The sequence below is a fragment of the Methylobacterium sp. WL1 genome (assembly GCF_008000895.1).
In the GTDB taxonomy this organism is placed as follows: domain Bacteria; phylum Pseudomonadota; class Alphaproteobacteria; order Rhizobiales; family Beijerinckiaceae; genus Methylobacterium.
In genome coordinates, this window is the sequence record NZ_CP042823.1 from 747,802 (window position 1) to 763,268 (window position 15,467).

Below are 15,467 nucleotides of genomic sequence, written 5' to 3' on the forward strand. Positions count from 1 at the left end.
GCCGTGCTCGCAATGAGCGTGCAGTGCGATCCTGCTGCCGTCTGCGCTCGTGTTTGAAGGCAGCTCGGACGCCAGTTCCACTGCCACAGCGCTGATCGTTTAAGCGACCACCAGCCCACTTTTTGTGCAGTGCGATGCGATGCGCTCCGGCGTGCCAGGCCCCATGGGCCGCCGCGATTTCAAGCGTCATGACAACACCTTACCGATTCGGATCCTGCTTGGCATGAGATCTGCTTGATAGCTCGCGTCCGTCAATGGCGACGGGCAGCGCCGTCAGCGAGGCCGCTGATCCGGTTCTCCTGCGGGTTCAAGCCTGCCCTGGGGGATAACCGGCAGCGGCTTTTTCGTGGGCGGTCCGCCGACGATCCTGCAATCGAGGTCCCCGACGCGATCGAGAGATGGCGACATCCCCAATGGATACCAGCGCACACGATACGCGCGCCGAGACCGGTCTCCCACGCGAGCGGCTCGTCGTCGTCGGCAACGGCATGGCCTCGCTCCGCTTCCTCGAGCGCCTGACCGAAGGATCGCCCGGCCGGTTCGACGTGACCTGCGTCGGCGCCGAGCCGAAGGCCGCCTATAACCGGGTCCTGCTCTCCTCGCTGCTGGGCGGCGAAGTCGAAGAGGCGGCCTGCGACTTCCGCGGCCTGGACTGGTACGCGGCCCACGGAATCCGCCTGATCACCGGAGCCCCGGTCACCCAGATCGATCGCGAGAACGGGCTGGCGATCGTGGGAGAGACCCACGTCCTGCCCTTCGACAAGCTCGTGCTGGCGGTGGGATCGCTGCCGATCCGCCTGCCCAAGCCCGGGATGGACCTTCCCGGGGCGATCACGTTCCGTGACCTCGCCGACGTGGCGGCGATCCGCAAGGCCGCCGTGCAGCACGCCCGGGCGATCGTCATCGGCGGCGGCCTGCTCGGGCTGGAAGCCGCGGTCGGCCTGGCGCGTCTGGGGGTCGACACGACCCTTCTCCACGTCATGGACCGGCTGATGGAGCGCCAGCTCGACCACCACGCAGCCGGGCTGGTGAAGCGGGCCATGGAGGCCCGCGGCGTGCGGGTACTGCTCAAGGCCGACACCGCCCGGGTCGAGGGCGACGGCAGGGTCGAGCGCCTGATCCTGGCCGACGGGACCGTGCTCCCGGCCGACATGGTGGTGATGTCGGTGGGGGTGCGCCCCTCAGTGGCCCTGGCGCAGGGGGCGGGGCTGGAGATCGGCCGCGGCATCAAGGTCGATGACCGGATGACCACATCGGACGCCAACATCTTCGCCCTCGGGGAATGCGCCGAGCATCGCGGCCTGATCTACGGGCTGGTCGAGCCGGCCTACGAGCAGGCCGACATCCTGGCCCGGCACCTCGCCGGCGAGAGCGCCGCCTATGCCGGCACCTCGCTTGCCACCAGCCTCAAGGTCTCGGGCCTCCCGGTTTTCTCCGCCGGCCTCGTGGACACCCCCGAAGATGCCGAGGCGATCGTCCTCTCCGATCCCGGCGCCGGGCTCTACCGCAAGCTGCTGGTGCGAGAGGGCAGACTGATCGGTGCCGTGTTCGTCGGCGACATTGCCGAGCAGGGCGCCTGCAAGGGCCTGATCCGCTCCGGCGATCCGGTCGGGAACGTCGACGACCTGATGTTCGGGCGCCCGGTGCCCGAGCCGCTCGCCGCTTAGGTTCCCGGCCGATCGGCCGGGGGTACTAAGCCTTTGATTTGACACGCTCGCTTACGCCGGACCGGCGTTCACTTCGGCGGCGAGCGATCCAGGGAGGCGCAGATGGCCGAGACCACCCCACAGACCGCCCCGGACGGCTTCAATCCCGAGCAGAAGCGCTATCTCGAAGGGTTCGCCTCCGGCGTGGCCGCGGCCCGCCTCACCGGCGGCCTCGCGATCGGGCAGGGCCCGCCGGCGCCGGCCGAGCCCACCGGGCCGGACGCGATCCACCTCAAGGCGCAGGACAAGACCGTCAAGGACGGCGGCAAGCTCTGCGAGCAAGAGAAGTGGAAGCGCGCCGAGCACCCGTTCGACGGCCATAACCGGCTGATCGCGGACGCCGCCGCCGGCAAGCCGCCCAAGCCCGAGGACAATTTCCGCTGGCGCTACCACGGCCTGTTCTGGGTGGCGCCGAACCAGGTGAGCTACATGGCGCGCCTGCGGATCCCCAACGGCATCCTGCACCACTGGCAGTTCGCAGGCGTCGCCGACCTCGCCGACCGGCACGGCGGCGGCTACGTCCACGTGACGACCCGGGCCAACCTCCAGGTCCGCGAGATCGGCCCCGAACACGCCCAGCCGTTCCTCGACGGGCTGGTGGATATCGGCCTGACCGCCCGCGGCTCGGGCGCCGACAACATCCGCAACGTCACCGGCTCGTCGACCGCCGGCATCGACACCCAGGAGCTGCTGGATACGCGCCCGCTGGCGAAATCCTGGAACAACTGGATCATCAACGACCGCTCGCTCTACGGCCTGCCGCGCAAGTTCAACGTCGCCTTTGACGGCGGCGGCGTCATGCCGACCCTGGAGGAGACCAACGACATCGGCTTCCAGGCGATCGAGGTGCTGGACGGGGCCGCGGTGGCGGCGGGCGTCTACATGCGCCTCGTGCTCGGCGGCATCTCCGGCCACCGGGACCTCGCCCGCGACACCGGCATCGTGCTCAAGCCCGAAGACTGCAATGTGGTCGCGGACGCGATCATCCGGGTGTTCATCGAGAACGGCGACCGGACCAACCGCAACAAGAGCCGGATGAAGTACGTCCTCGACGCCTGGGGCTTCGACGCGTACCTCGCCGCCGTCGAGGAGAAGCTCGGCCGCAAGCTCGACCGGGTCGATCCGGCCCACGTGGCGCCGCGCCGGCCCACCGACCGGTTCGCCCATGTCGGCGTCCACGCCCAGAAGCAGCCCGGCCTCAACTGGATCGGCGTGGTCCTGCCGGTCGGCAAGATGACCAGCGACGAGGTCCGGGCGCTGGCCGAGATCGCCCGCGACTGCGGCGACGGCCAGATCCGCCTCACCGTCTGGCAGAATTTCATCTTTTCCGGGGTCCCGGACGCGCGGGTGGCGGAGGTCGAGAGCCGTATCCTCGAACTCGGCCTGACCATCAAAGCGGCCGGCATCCGCTCGGGTCTCGTCGCCTGCACCGGCGCACGGGGCTGCAAGTTCGCCGCCTCCGACACCAAGGGTCACGCGCTGATCATCGCCGACCACGTCGAGCGCACGGTGACGGAGCTCGACGTGCCGGTGAACGTCCACCTCACCGGCTGCCATCATTCCTGCGCCCAGCACTACATCGGCGACATCGGGCTGATCGGCGCAAAGGTGGTCGTCTCGGAGGAGGGAGACACCGTCGAGGGCTACGACATCGTGGTCGGCGGCGGCTTCGCCGAGAACCCGAAGATCGGCACCGAGATCTGGAAGGCCGTGAAGGCCGAGGACGCGCCGTTCCGGGTCGAGGCGCTGCTGCGCACCTATCTGGCCCGCCGGCAAGGCCCGGACGAGAGCTTCCAATCCTTCACCGCCCGCACCGGCGCCGAAGCCCTGCGGGACGCCGCCGAGGAACAGCCCGCCCTGAAGGCCGCCGCATGACCCAGCACGTCTCGCCCCCCCTCGTCCTGATCCCCGAGACCGCCCCGTTCGACGCCGACCAGCGCTCGTGGCTCTCCGGCTACTTCGCCGCCCTGCTCGGCCCCGCCGTGACGGGAGCCACAGCCCTAGCGCCGGGCGAGGCCTCCGCCGCCGGCCCCAAGCTGGCCGACAACGACGACGCGCCCTGGCACGACCCCTCCGTGCCGATCGGCGACCGGATGGCGATGGCCAAGGACCGGCCCGAGCCGCAGAAGCTCATGGCCGCCATGGCCCAGCAGGATTGCGGCCAGTGCGGCTACAACTGCGCCGACTACGCCAACGCGATCTTCCTGAAGAACGAGGAGCGCCTGAATCTTTGCCAGCCCGGCGGCAAGGAGACCCTGCGCATGCTCAAGAAGCTGGACGAGGAATTCGGCACCGCCGGCGGCGCGCCCGTGTCCCCGATGGCCGAGGGCGACACACCGAAGCAAACGGCCGATCTCGGCCCCCTGGGCTTCTGCCGCGAGAACCCGGTCGAGGCGCTGTTCCTGTCCCGCCGCCGACTCAACGAGCCGGGCGGCGAGAAGGAGACCTGGCACATCGAGATCGGCCTGGACGGCACGCCGATCACCTACGAGGCCGGCGATTCGCTCGGCCTGTTCCCGGCCAACGCCCCGGCTCTGGTGGACGCGGTGATCGCCGAACTCGGCGCCCGGCCCGAGCGGATGATCGGGACCCAGACCCTGCGCGACCACCTGCTCACGGACTACGCGCTCGGCGCCGCGCCGGACAACCTCTACCAGCTGCTGTCGCTGCTCACCTCGGGAGCGGCGCGCAAGAAGGCGCAGGCGCTGGCCTCGGGCGAGGACCCGGACGGGGACGCCGCCTATCTCGATGTGCTCGGCGCCCTGCACAAGTTCCCCGGCGCCCGGCCCGACGCGGAGGTCTTCTTGGAAGCTTTGGACGAGCTTCAACCGAGGCTCTACTCGATCTCGTCCTCGCCCAAGATGGATGCCGGCCGCGTCTCGCTGACCGTCGATGCGGTGCGCTACAACCACCGCTCCCGGCTGCGGCTCGGCGTGGCCTCGACCCATCTCGGCGAGCGCCTGCCCGAGCAGACCAAGGTGAAGATCTACCTCCAGAAGGCCCACGGCTTCGCCCTGCCGGCGGACCTGTCCAAGGACGTGATCATGTGCGGCCCCGGCACCGGCATCGCGCCGTTCCGGTCGTTCCTGCGCGAGCGCGCCGCCACGAACGCCCCCGGCCGCAACTGGCTGTTCTACGGCCACCAGCGCCAGGCCACGGACTTCTTCTACAAGGACGAGCTCAACACGCTGAAGGACGACAAGGTGCTCAACCGCCTGTCGCTCGCCTGGTCCCGGGACGGCAGCGAGAAGACCTACGTCCAGGACCGGATGCGCGAGAACGGCGCCGACCTGTGGAAGTGGCTCGAAGGCGGCGCGCATTTCTACGTCTGCGGCGATGCCAAGCGCATGGCCAAGGACGTGGAGCGGGCGATCATCGACGTGGCGGCGCAGTTCGGGGGCAAGAGCCCCGAGGACGCGGTGGCGTATCTCGGCGCACTCAAGAAGGCTGGCCGCTACCAGGCCGACGTGTACTGAGCCCGTGAAACCCTCCCCCCCTCTGCGGGGGAGGGAATAGGCGGCCCGCCTCTTGCGGCCGCCGTCGAACACAGAAGTTTCGAGGATTCAGCCATGACCCTGTCCGTGGCAGACCCGGCGGTGCGGACAACCTGCCCCTATTGCGGTGTCGGGTGCGGCGTTCTCGCGACCCCGGACGGGAACGGCGGCGCGGCGATCGCGGGCGATTCCGAGCACCCGGCCAATTTCGGCCGGCTCTGCTCGAAGGGCTCGGCACTCGGCGAGACCCTGTCGCTGGAGAACCGCCTGCTCCACCCGCAGGTCGATGGCGTCCAGGCCTCGTGGGACGCGGCGCTGTCGACCGTGTCGGAAAAACTGCGCGCGGTGGCCGAGGCGCACGGTCCGGAATCGATCGCGTTCTACCTCTCGGGGCAGCTTCTCACCGAGGATTACTACGTCGCCAACAAGCTGGCGAAGGGCTTCATCGGCACGCCGCATGTCGACACCAATTCGCGGCTCTGCATGTCGAGCGCGGTGGCGGCCCATCGCCGCGCCTTCGGCTCGGACACCGTACCGGGCTGCTACGAGGACTTGGACGAGGCCGACCTGATCGTCATGGTCGGGTCCAACGCCGCCTGGTGCCACCCGGTGCTGTTCCGCCGCATGGCCGACGCCAAGGCCCGTCGGGGCACCAAGTTCGTGGTGATCGACCCGCGCCGGACCCAGACCGGCCAGGAGGCCGACCTGTTCCTCGGGATCCGGCCCGGCAGCGACGTGGCGCTGTTCTCGGGGCTGCTCGTGCACCTTTCGGATAACGGCTTCCGCGACCGGGCCTTCGTGGAGGCCCACACCGCCGGGCTCGATGCCGCCCTGGATCGCGCCCGCCTCATCGCGCCGGACGTGGCGACGGTCGCCGCCGCGACGGGGGTACCGCTCGCCGACATCGCCGCCTTCTACGACCTGTTCGCGGGCACCCGCCGGGTGGTCACCGCCTTCTCGCAGGGTGTGAACCAGTCGGCCCAAGGGACCGACAAGGGCAACAGCATCATCAACTGCCACCTGATCACCGGCCGCATCGGCGAGACCGGGATGGGGCCGTTCTCGCTCACCGGCCAGCCCAACGCCATGGGCGGCCGCGAGGTCGGGGGTCTGGCCAACATGCTGGCCGCCCACATGCACTTCGCCCCCGAGGAGGTGGACCGGGTGCGCCGGTTCTGGGGTGCGCCCCGGATCGTCACCGGCGAGGGCATGAAGGCGGTGGCCCTGTTCGAGGCGATCTGCCGGGGCAGGATCAAGGCCCTGTGGGTGATGGGCACCAACCCGCTGGTCTCGATGCCGCGGGCCGACGTGATCCGCGACGCCCTCGACGGGCTCGACCTCTACGTCGTCTCCGAGGTGATGGCCGATTCCGACACGGTGCGGGGTCTCGGCAAGACTACGGTGCTGCTGCCCGCGCTCGCCTGGGGCGAGAAGGACGGCACGGTCACCAATTCCGAACGGCGGATCTCCCGGCAGCGCCGGTTCCTGGCGCCCCCAGGCGAGGCGCGGGCCGACTGGGCGGTGCTGTCCGACATCGGCCGCCGGCTCGGCCACGGCCGGGCCTTCGCGTTCGACTCCGCGGCGGCGGTGTTCCGCGAGCATGCCGGGCTCTCGGCCTACGAGAACAACGGCACCCGCGACTTCGATCTCGGCGCGCTCACCGACATCGGCGACGCCGCCTACGAGAGCGCCTTGCCGGTGCAATGGCCGATCCCGAAGCGCTCCGGCCCGCGGGGCGCGCCGCAGGGCAAGGCCCGGCTGTTCGGCGACGGGCGGTTCTACACCTTCGACCGGCGCGCCCGCTTCGTGGCGGTGCAGCCACCGGCCCTCGCGCAGGCGATCTCGGAGGCGTTCCCATTCGTGCTCAACACCGGCCGGGTGCGCGACCACTGGCACACGATGACCCGCACCGGGAAAAGCCAGCGCCTCTCGGCGCACCGTGCCGTGCCGTTCGTCGAGGTGCATCCGGACGACGCGGCCGGCCTCGGCCTCACCGAGGGCGGCATCGCCCGCCTGTGGACCGAGCACGGCGAAGCCGAATTGGAGGTGATGGTCACGGACACGGTGGTACCGGGCTGCCTGTTCATGCCGATGCACTGGGGCAGCGCCCACGCGTCGAAGGCCCGGGTCGGGGCCCTGGTCCGCGGCGTGCCGGACCCGGTCTCGGGCCAGCCCGAGTTGAAGGCGACGCCTGTCGCCATCGCGCCCGTCGCCTACCGGGCTCGGGGCTTCCTGCTGTCGCGCCGTCAGGTGGCGCTGCCGGAGGGCTGGTGGTGGGCGCGGGCGGCGATCACTGGCGGATGGGGCGTACAATTCGCCACCGCGGCCAGTTCCAGCGCCGTGGCGCTGATGGTCCGCGGGCTGATCCAGAGCGAGGCGCTCGCCGGCTACGAACTCGCCGAATACGCCGACCATGCCCGCGACCGCTACCGCTGCGCCGTCTACGACGGTGCGCGGCTGGTCGCGTGCCTCGCCTATGCCCCCGCGGAGGCCCGCCCGGACTGGGAAACGGCCAAGGCCCTGTTCGCCATCGAGGCCCCCGAGGCGGCCGAGCGCCGTGCCCTGCTCTCGGGCCGTGCCGCCACCGCGCCGGCCGGCCCGGTGGTCTGCGCCTGCCATGGGGTCGGTGCCGACGTGATCGCCGCGACCATCGCGGCGGGGGCCGGATCCGTCGCGGCGGTGGGCGCGGCCTGCAAGGCGGGCACGAATTGCGGCTCCTGCATCCCCGAGATCCGCAAGATGCTCCCCGGCCAGACTGCCCGCGCCGCATGATTCTTTGATATATGCCCAATCGAGAACGGATCGGCCCGTCCCGCCAGCCCCTCTCATCCTGAGATGCGGGCGCGGAGCGGCAGCGGCGACGCGGCACCTCAGGATGAGGTTGTCGGTTGGGATGACCGGCACGATGTAGGCTCAGGATAGATTCGTGACCGACACCCCAAGCCTCCTGCGCGCGGCCCGCGCACCCCGCGAGACCCAATCCGCCGGCCTGGAGCCGCTGGCGGTGCTGCCGGTGTTCGTGCCCCTGCGAGGCAAGCGGGTGGTGCTCGCCGGATCCTCGGGCGGGGCGCCTTGGAAGGTGAAGGTCCTGGCCGCCGCAGGCGCCCATGTCGACGTCTACGCGCCGCAGCCCAGCGACGAGCTCCGTGCGGTGCCGGACGAGATCGTCGACGGCAGCGTGGCCCTTCACGAGCGCGCCTGGACACTCGACGACCTCTGGGGGGCCGCCTTCTGCATCGGCGCCATGGAGGACGAGGCCGACTGCGTCGCCTTCGTAGTCGCGGCCCGCGGCGCCGGCGCGATCGTCAACGCGGTGGACCGGCCGCACCTGTGCGACGTCAAGTTCGGCGCCATCGTCAACCGCTCGCCCCTGGTCGTCGGCATCTCCACGGAGGGCGCGGCGCCGGTCTTCGGCCAGACCGTGCGCGCCCGGATCGAGGCGATGCTGCCGCGCGGGTTCAGTCGCTGGGTCGGGGCCGCCCGCGACTGGCGGGACGGCGTCACCGCCCGGTTCCACGGGTTCAGTGAGCGACGCAGCTTCTGGGAACGCTTCACCGATCGCGCCTTCGCGGAGCCGGACCGCGCTCCGACGCAACAGGACCTCGCCGAGCTGCTGGGGGAGACCGAGGTGGCGCCGAAGGGCGGCGCGGTGAGCCTCGTCGGCGCCGGTCCGGGCGACGCGGAGCTGCTCACGCTCAAGGCCCTGCGGGCGCTGCGCAACGCCGACGTGATCCTGTACGACGACCTCGTCGCCCCCGAGATCCTGGACTATGCCCGCCGGGAGGCGCGGACCATGCTGGTCGGCAAGACCGGTCACGGCCCGTCCTGCCGCCAGGACGACATCAACGCGCTGATGGTTCAGCTGGCCCGCACCGGCAAGCAGGTGGTGCGGCTGAAATCCGGCGATCCGCTGGTGTTCGGCCGGGCCGGCGAGGAGATCGATGCCTGCCGGGCTGCGGGCATTCCCGTCACCGTGGTGCCGGGCATCTCGGCCGCGCAGGGGGCCGCGGCCGCGCTGGGCCTGTCGCTGACCCACCGCGACGCTGCCCGCCGTCTGCAATTCGTCACCGGCCACGACCGCCGCGGCGCCCTGCCGGACGACCTGAACTGGGGTGCCCTCGCCGATCCGAGCGTCACCACGGTGGTCTACATGCCCAAGCGCACGCTCCGCGCGCTGCTGGCCCGGGCCGTGGACGAGGGGCTGGCGCCCGCGACCCCGGCGCTCCTCGTCTTCAACGTCAGCCGCCCGAACCAGGCCTCGCTGCGCGGCACCGCCGCCGACCTTGCCGACCGGGTCGAGGCTGCGGGCCTCGACGGGCCCGCGCTGCTGATGGTCGGCGAGGCCTTTTCGGAGACGCGGGCGGCGGTGGCCCCCGAGACGGTGCCGGAGCGTTTGGCGATCTGAGGCCGAGACGGATCGGTCCTGGGTCGAAAGTCGGTACTGATCCCGGCATCGCGTTACGCCCCGAGGAATGAAATCTCTCGACGATCGCGATGCGAGCCGTGCTGGCGAACCGGGCTTTGAGCGTGTCGGATCTGGAGGAGGGTCCGGCCGGTGTGTCGAGCGCAGCGCAGGGCGAGCGGGTCGCGATCCTCAACCCCAATCGGGTCATGGCCTAAAAGGCCCCTCCGGCCGCCTGCGAAGCCAGGATGGAGCGGATCGACGCGCCTCCGGGCACCGCTTGGTCTACCGAGTCAGCGATGCGGCGATCACCGTGACCGTGGTCGCCGTGAGGAAGCTCGGTGGGGATGAGGCGTACCGGACCGCTCGGAACCGTTGAGCGCCGTCGATGCCGCCGGCGGTTTCCGATGGGCTGAAGCGGCGAGTGGCTCAGGTCTCGCCGGCCACGAACGCCCGCATCAGGTAGTTGGCGATCGCCATGGGCGGCGGGGACTGGATGCCCTCGGGATGGGTGCCGGCCAGCATGGCGGCGACCGCGGCGCGGTCGAACCAGCGGGCGTCCTCCAATTCGCTCGGATCGGTGACGATGTCGCCGTCGAGGGCCTCGGCGGCGCAGCCCAGCATCAGCGAGGACGGGAACGGCCAGGGCTGCGAGGTCCGGTAGGTGACCGCGCCGACCCGGATCCGCGTCTCCTCGAACACCTCCCGGCGCACCGCGTCCTCGATGGTCTCGCCGGGCTCCAGGAAGCCGGCGAGGCAGGAATACATGTGCGGGCGGAAATGTGGGCCGCGCCCGAGCAGGCAGGTCTCGCCCCGGCGCACCAGCATGATCACCACCGGGTCGACCCGGGGGAAATGGTGGGCGTTGCAGGACGGACATTCCCGGCGGAAGCCCCCGGCCTTCGCCACGGTGGCCGTGCCGCAATTGGCGCAGAAGCCGTGCCGGGCGTGCCAATCGAGCATCGACTTGGCCACCGCCAGCAGGCCCAGCTCCTCGGCCTCAACGGCGTTTTCGGTCGCGATGGCGCGCAGGTCTAGGGTACGGGTCTCGCCGGCGGCAAAACCCTCCGCGGCCTCGGCCGGTGCCGACGCGGCGAAGACCGGCCTTCCGTCCCGATGGCCCAGGAAGATGCGCGTGCCGGACGGGTCCGGCGCTTCGGCCGGGGTGATCAGCGCGGTCGCCCCGCGCAGCACGATCCGGTCGCCGCAGATCAGGACGAGGCGCGCGTCCGGCGCGTCGAACGGAGGCACCGCCTCCTCGGGCTGCTCGGCCGAGTGCCGGTCGAGGCGGTTGCGGACGAAGCCGAGGGTGTCGCGGGGATCGGTCATTCGGGTTCAGGCCGCGGAGAACAAGGTGCCGGCGCGCTCGATCAGCTGGGCGCGGGCATGGAACGGGTAGGGCTTCCGGGTCTCGAAGCCCCAGACCGGCCCGGGCCAGGCCGGGTCGGAGCGGAACCGGCCGATGACGTGGACGTGGAGCTGCGCCACGACATTGCCCAACGCCCCGACATTGACCTTGTCGGGCTTCGACAGCGCCTGCATCACCCCGGTGGCGATGCGGATCTCCCGCCACAGTGCCCCGGCATCGGCCTCGGACAAATCTGTGATCTCGGAGACGTCGGGGCGGCGCGGGACCAAAATCAGCCAGGGGAACCGGGCATCGTCCATCAGCAGGACGCGGCAGAGGGTCAGGTCGCCCACCTCGACGGTGTCGGCAGAGAGGCGCGGATCGAGGAGGAAGGCGGACTCGGTCATGGCACGACGGTGTAGCGCAGCCAGCGCGCCGGCGCGCGCCTCGGATGCGCGGAGTGATGACGCAACCGGCGCAAAGCTTCGGTCAGAACGAAGGCACGGCGCCCTGCCGGCCCACCGCGATCGTACCGACATCGAGGGCGCCGTCCGGCCCGGACCGGGCGAAGATCGTGGTGGCCGCGCCGGGCTCCAGCAGGGCCTTCTCGCCGGGCGCCATCGCGGTGACCGGGGTCCCGGCGGGAACCGAGAAGCTGGCCTGACCGCCGCCGAAGCCCAGGGTCAGGCCAAGCGGACGTCCGCCACGCAGGTCCGAGACCCAGCCAGCCGTGAACGTCGCTCCCGGCTCGGTATCCCAGGTCTGGCTGCCCGCCTCGAAGCCGCGCTCGGAAGGCGAGTACACGGTCACGGCCGTCGCCCGCCGCGGCTCGGCCTCGGAGCCGGCGAGCACGCTGACGTAGCTCTCGGGCTTGATGTTGCGCACGGCCGCCTCGGTCACCGCGAAGACCCGGGTCCGCGGGTTCATCCGCAGGGTCAGGGTGCTGCCGCCGGCGCGGCGGATCTGCAGGCGGTCGGCCTCGGCCCACACAATGGTACCGCGGAACCGGACGGTGCTCGGCTGCGCCCGGACAGCGGTCGCCGTCACGGCCATCAGAAGGGCTGCGAGAAGGAAGCGGGTTCGCGATTTCGTCACGGGGATCCTGGTCCGGCTGCGGGGGCCGAACGCCAGGGGCGGACGACGGTTCCAGTCGCGGTCAATGCGCCATCAGCACCGGCATGTCGGCATGGGCCAGGACGTGGCTGGTGACACCTCCGAAGATCATCTGGCGCAGGCGGCTCTGGGTGTAGGCGCCCTTGATCAGGAGGTCGCAGTCGAACGCCTTGGCTTCGGCCAGGAAGGTCTCGCCCGGCGCGCGCCGGCCGGACGGAAGGGAGCGATGCGAGGCGGCCACGCCCTCGCAGGCCAGCGCCTGGGCGAGGTCCTGGGCGCTCGGCCCCGGGACCATGCCGCCCTCGACGCTGAGCACCAGCACCCGCTCGGCCCGTCGCAGGAACGGCATCGCGAAGGCCACCGCCCGGGCGGTCTCGGTAGAGCCGTTCCAGGCGATCAGGATCGCTTCTCCAAGCGACGTCGGGGCGACCGGCGGCGCCAGCAGGATCGGCCGGCCGCCCTCGAACAGCGCAGTCTCGAAGGTGGTCATCCGCGGGGCGTTGTCGGTGGTCCCCGGGCGTCCGACCACGGTGGCCGAGAACAGCCGGGCGTATTGGCCGAGGAACGCGTCGCCGGTGGGCACGTCCTGCCGCCAGCGGTAGCGCGGCCCGGCATCCGCCACCTTCTCGGGGATGCACAGGCCGTCGCGGGCGTGCCGCGGGATCCCGGCCGCGTCCATGAAGGCGACGAAGCGGCCGCCGGCCTCCTCGGCCTCGGCGCGGTCGGCCTCCTCGTCGCGCAGCCAGGTCATGCCGCCCACCATGTCGACGGGGACGTACTCGGCGAGCGCAGGGCGCAGGGATACGCCCTCGATCAGGCTGCCGAAGCGCGACGCCGCGAGCCGCGTCGTCTCGAACACGGAGGTCAGGCCGTCGTGCATCGCGACGGGTACGAGCAAAGTCTTCATCGCGGCATCCTCCTCCGGTGCGCGAGGCTAATCCGCCCGAGGCCCGGTGGGAACCGGGGCCGGGACGGGGCGCACACGGTTTTGCGCGGCGCCGGGATCCAGGTGGTCGCGCGCCCAGCGGCTCAGCGGCCGCTCGACGAACCGGTGGACCAGCAGGGCAGCCGCGACGCTGCCGGCGAGCATCACAACGACGCTGCCCCAGGGGTGCAGGACCGGGGCGAGGCCGAGCCGCAGCAGCGCCTCGCGCCCGAGGCGCAGCGCGAAGGGGTGGACGAGGTACAGCGCGTAGGAGGCGTTCCCGAGGATCACGAGCCCCCGCGTCAAGGCGGGCAGGGCCGCGACCTGAGCGGCATCCCGCGCCGGCCCGAGGGCGGCGGTCACCAGGAGGGCGGATGGCAGGCCGACGAGCAGGGGGCGGAGGACCCCGTCGGCGGACCCGTCGTCGCCGAGCAGGCGGGCGGCCAGGGCGAGCCCCAGGAGACCCATCACCCCGAGCCCGAGGCGCACCCCGGATCCAGGCCGAAGACCCTCCCGATGGGCGAGGGCGAGCCCAGCTCCGAGCAAGAATTCCAGCACGATCGGGTTCGCCCAGAACCGGACCGGCACCGGCAAGGCGGGCACGAGCGCACCCACGGACACCAGCAGCACCAGCGCCAGGGCGAGCCAGGCCACGGCGCCGCGCCGGCCGAAGCCCAGCCCCAGGGCGAAGAGGCCGTAGAAGAACACCTCGTAATTGAGGGTCCAGCCAAGGCTGTAGAGGGGCTGGATGGTGCCGTCCGGCCGGGCCGCCGGCCAGAACAGGAATCCGGCCAGGATCGTGCCCGGCTCTCTGACGAGGGCCGCGGCCTCGCCCAGCCAGTCGGGGCGCGCGATGGCGAGGGCCAGGACGATCAGGCTCACCAGCCAGTACAGGGGGACGACCCGGGCGACCCGGTGCGCCAGGAAGCGGGCGCGTCCGCCCGGCGCCCCGAACAGCCGGCCGCTCGCATGGACGATGACGAAACCAGAGATCACGAAGAACAGGTCGACCCCGCCCCACCATGGCAGGAGCGTCCCGGGATCGAGGGTCGGGCCGGCGCCGCGGGCAGCCATCATCCCGGACTCGTGGCGCGCGTGATGCCAGACCACCATGAGCGCAGCAGCGGCGCGCAGGATCTGGATTCCGAACAGGGTCACGGAGCCTTCAACACAAATGGAGTTCCTCTAATCCCGGGCTCTCAGTAAAAAACGGCAGGAACCATAAGTCGATAGCCCCGTTGTCGAACTAATTCGCGAACGTGTCGCCGTACCGTTTCGGCTGCAAGATCTTGGGCCTTCGACCAGGACCGGATCTTTGCTGGCCCCGCGGGCCGCTTCGCGTCTTCACACGTAATCGAGGTTTCCATGCTGAAGAACTACGCTGCCGCGTCCGCGCTCGTCCTGGCGCTATCGACCCCCGCCTTCGCACAGGGCGCGAACGATTTCCGCCTGCAGTCGATGCAGGCGAACGCCTTCGAGGTCCAGTCCTCGCAGATCGCCCTGTCGAAGTCGCGTAATCCCAAGGTCCGGTCGTTCGCCCAGGAAGTCATCCGCGACCATCGCGCCGCCAACGTGGCGCTGTCCGGCGGCGAGAGCAACTACATGGCGGCCCGGGACGAAGGCCTCGGCGGCCTCGTGACGGCACCGCTGGCGGTGGCGGGCGGCGCTGTCGGCGCAGGCGTCGGCGCAGCGACCGGCGTGGTCGGCGGAACCCTGGCGGGCGGCCCGGTCGGCGGCCTTCAGGGCGTCGGCACCGGCGCGGCCAGCGGCGCGGCGGCGGGCAGTCGCCTCGGACGCGGCGATGCCATGGCCACCGGCGCCTCGACTGTCGTCCCGCCGAGCCCCGAGCAGCAGGCGATGCTCGCCGAGCTGTCCGCGACCCCGGCCGGCCCACGCTTCGACCGTCTCTACGCCAGCCAGCAGATCCAGGCGCACCAGATGTCGATCGCCATGACGCAGGCCTACGCCCAGGGCGGCCCGAACCCGGCCCTGCGCAACTACGCCCAGCAGGCCCTGCCGGCCTTGCAGATGCACTTCGATCACGCCCAGCGTCTGCCGGGCGCCATGTGATCGTTTAGGATATCCCGGCCCCGGCCGGGTGACAGGGCGAGGCGGCGTGCGCGAGCACGCCGCCTTTTTCTTGTCTCTGACCGCGCACTGCACCGTTCTTGCGGGTGCAGCGAAGCCACCCCGGCAGCAGTTGCGGCCAGACGTCATCGTGTTCGAAGGTGCGACGAGCCACTCGACCTTGCGGGCTCGCGGAGCCGCAGATGGTAGACGTCAAGCCGTAAGTATCGGTGCGGAACCTGCTTCCTCTCTCCCTCGTGGGGAGGCGCGTTCGTCGAGCCCTGCAGACGCTTAAGCGCCTTACAGCTTTCGCAAGCGACAACCGATACGCGAAGAACGGCGACGCGCATCTGCCAGTTGGCGACCGCAGCATCCGGTATGCAGCCCCCCGGCCTGAGACGCCCCGCAGAAC

General features: G+C 71.0%; 12 protein-coding genes. 7 read left to right on the top strand and 5 right to left on the bottom strand.

All coding sequences use genetic code 11. The features are described 5' to 3' along the window. Positions 1-398: 398 nt before the first annotated feature. The 6 genes from FVA80_RS03940 to FVA80_RS31825 all read left to right on the top strand — a co-directional run bounded on the left by FVA80_RS03940 (position 399) and on the right by FVA80_RS31825 (position 9,820). The gene (locus tag FVA80_RS03940) at positions 399-1,667 is read left to right on the top strand and encodes an FAD-dependent oxidoreductase (RefSeq protein WP_147909559.1); all 1,269 of its coding nucleotides are present in this window, start codon (positions 399-401) and stop codon (positions 1,665-1,667) included. A 102-nt stretch (positions 1,668-1,769) separates the two neighbouring features. After that, positions 1,770-3,581, top strand: coding sequence for a NirA family protein (locus tag FVA80_RS03945; RefSeq protein WP_147909558.1), 1,812 nt, complete (start codon positions 1,770-1,772; stop codon positions 3,579-3,581). Then, positions 3,578-5,182: a sulfite reductase subunit alpha gene (locus FVA80_RS03950; protein WP_147909557.1), complete on the top strand. Its 1,605-nt coding sequence runs from the start codon at positions 3,578-3,580 to the stop codon at positions 5,180-5,182. The genes FVA80_RS03945 and FVA80_RS03950 overlap by 4 nt, the downstream gene beginning before the upstream one ends. A gap of 93 nt (positions 5,183-5,275) precedes the next feature. After that, positions 5,276-7,972, top strand: a complete 2,697-nt coding sequence (locus FVA80_RS03955) for a nitrate reductase (protein ID WP_147909556.1) — start codon at positions 5,276-5,278, stop codon at positions 7,970-7,972. 154 nt (positions 7,973-8,126) lie between these two features. After that, positions 8,127-9,605, top strand: coding sequence for a siroheme synthase CysG (gene cysG / locus FVA80_RS03960; protein WP_147909555.1), 1,479 nt, complete (start codon positions 8,127-8,129; stop codon positions 9,603-9,605). A gap of 89 nt (positions 9,606-9,694) precedes the next feature. Continuing rightward, positions 9,695-9,820 carry a hypothetical protein gene (locus tag FVA80_RS31825; RefSeq protein WP_281407045.1) on the top strand — a complete coding sequence of 42 codons (126 nt, stop codon included), beginning with the start codon at positions 9,695-9,697 and terminating at the stop codon, positions 9,818-9,820. Positions 9,821-10,031: 211 nt separating this feature from the next. Here the strand turns inward: FVA80_RS31825 and nudC are convergent, their stop codons facing one another. From nudC to FVA80_RS03995, 5 genes are all read right to left on the bottom strand, one after another. Beyond that, entirely contained in the window at positions 10,032-10,931 is a 900-nt protein-coding gene (gene nudC / locus FVA80_RS03975; protein WP_147909554.1) for an NAD(+) diphosphatase, read from the bottom strand. A 6-nt stretch (positions 10,932-10,937) separates the two neighbouring features. Then, positions 10,938-11,357 (bottom strand): HIT domain-containing protein, encoded by a 420-nt coding sequence (locus FVA80_RS03980; protein ID WP_147909553.1) that lies wholly within the window; start codon positions 11,355-11,357, stop codon positions 10,938-10,940. Positions 11,358-11,439: 82 nt separating this feature from the next. Continuing rightward, positions 11,440-12,045: a hypothetical protein gene (locus FVA80_RS03985; protein ID WP_147909552.1), complete on the bottom strand. Its 606-nt coding sequence runs from the start codon at positions 12,043-12,045 to the stop codon at positions 11,440-11,442. Between the two features lie 61 nt (positions 12,046-12,106). Next, entirely contained in the window at positions 12,107-12,970 is an 864-nt protein-coding gene (locus FVA80_RS03990; protein WP_147909551.1) for a universal stress protein, read from the bottom strand. Positions 12,971-12,997: 27 nt separating this feature from the next. Beyond that, positions 12,998-14,146, bottom strand: coding sequence for an acyltransferase (locus FVA80_RS03995; RefSeq protein WP_187193588.1), 1,149 nt, complete (start codon positions 14,144-14,146; stop codon positions 12,998-13,000). A gap of 207 nt (positions 14,147-14,353) precedes the next feature. Here FVA80_RS03995 and FVA80_RS04000 point away from each other — a divergent pair, with 207 nt between their 5' ends. Further along, on the top strand, positions 14,354-15,058 hold the full coding sequence (locus FVA80_RS04000; protein WP_147938375.1) for a DUF4142 domain-containing protein: 705 nt from the start codon (positions 14,354-14,356) through the stop codon (positions 15,056-15,058). Positions 15,059-15,467: the final 409 nt, after the last annotated feature.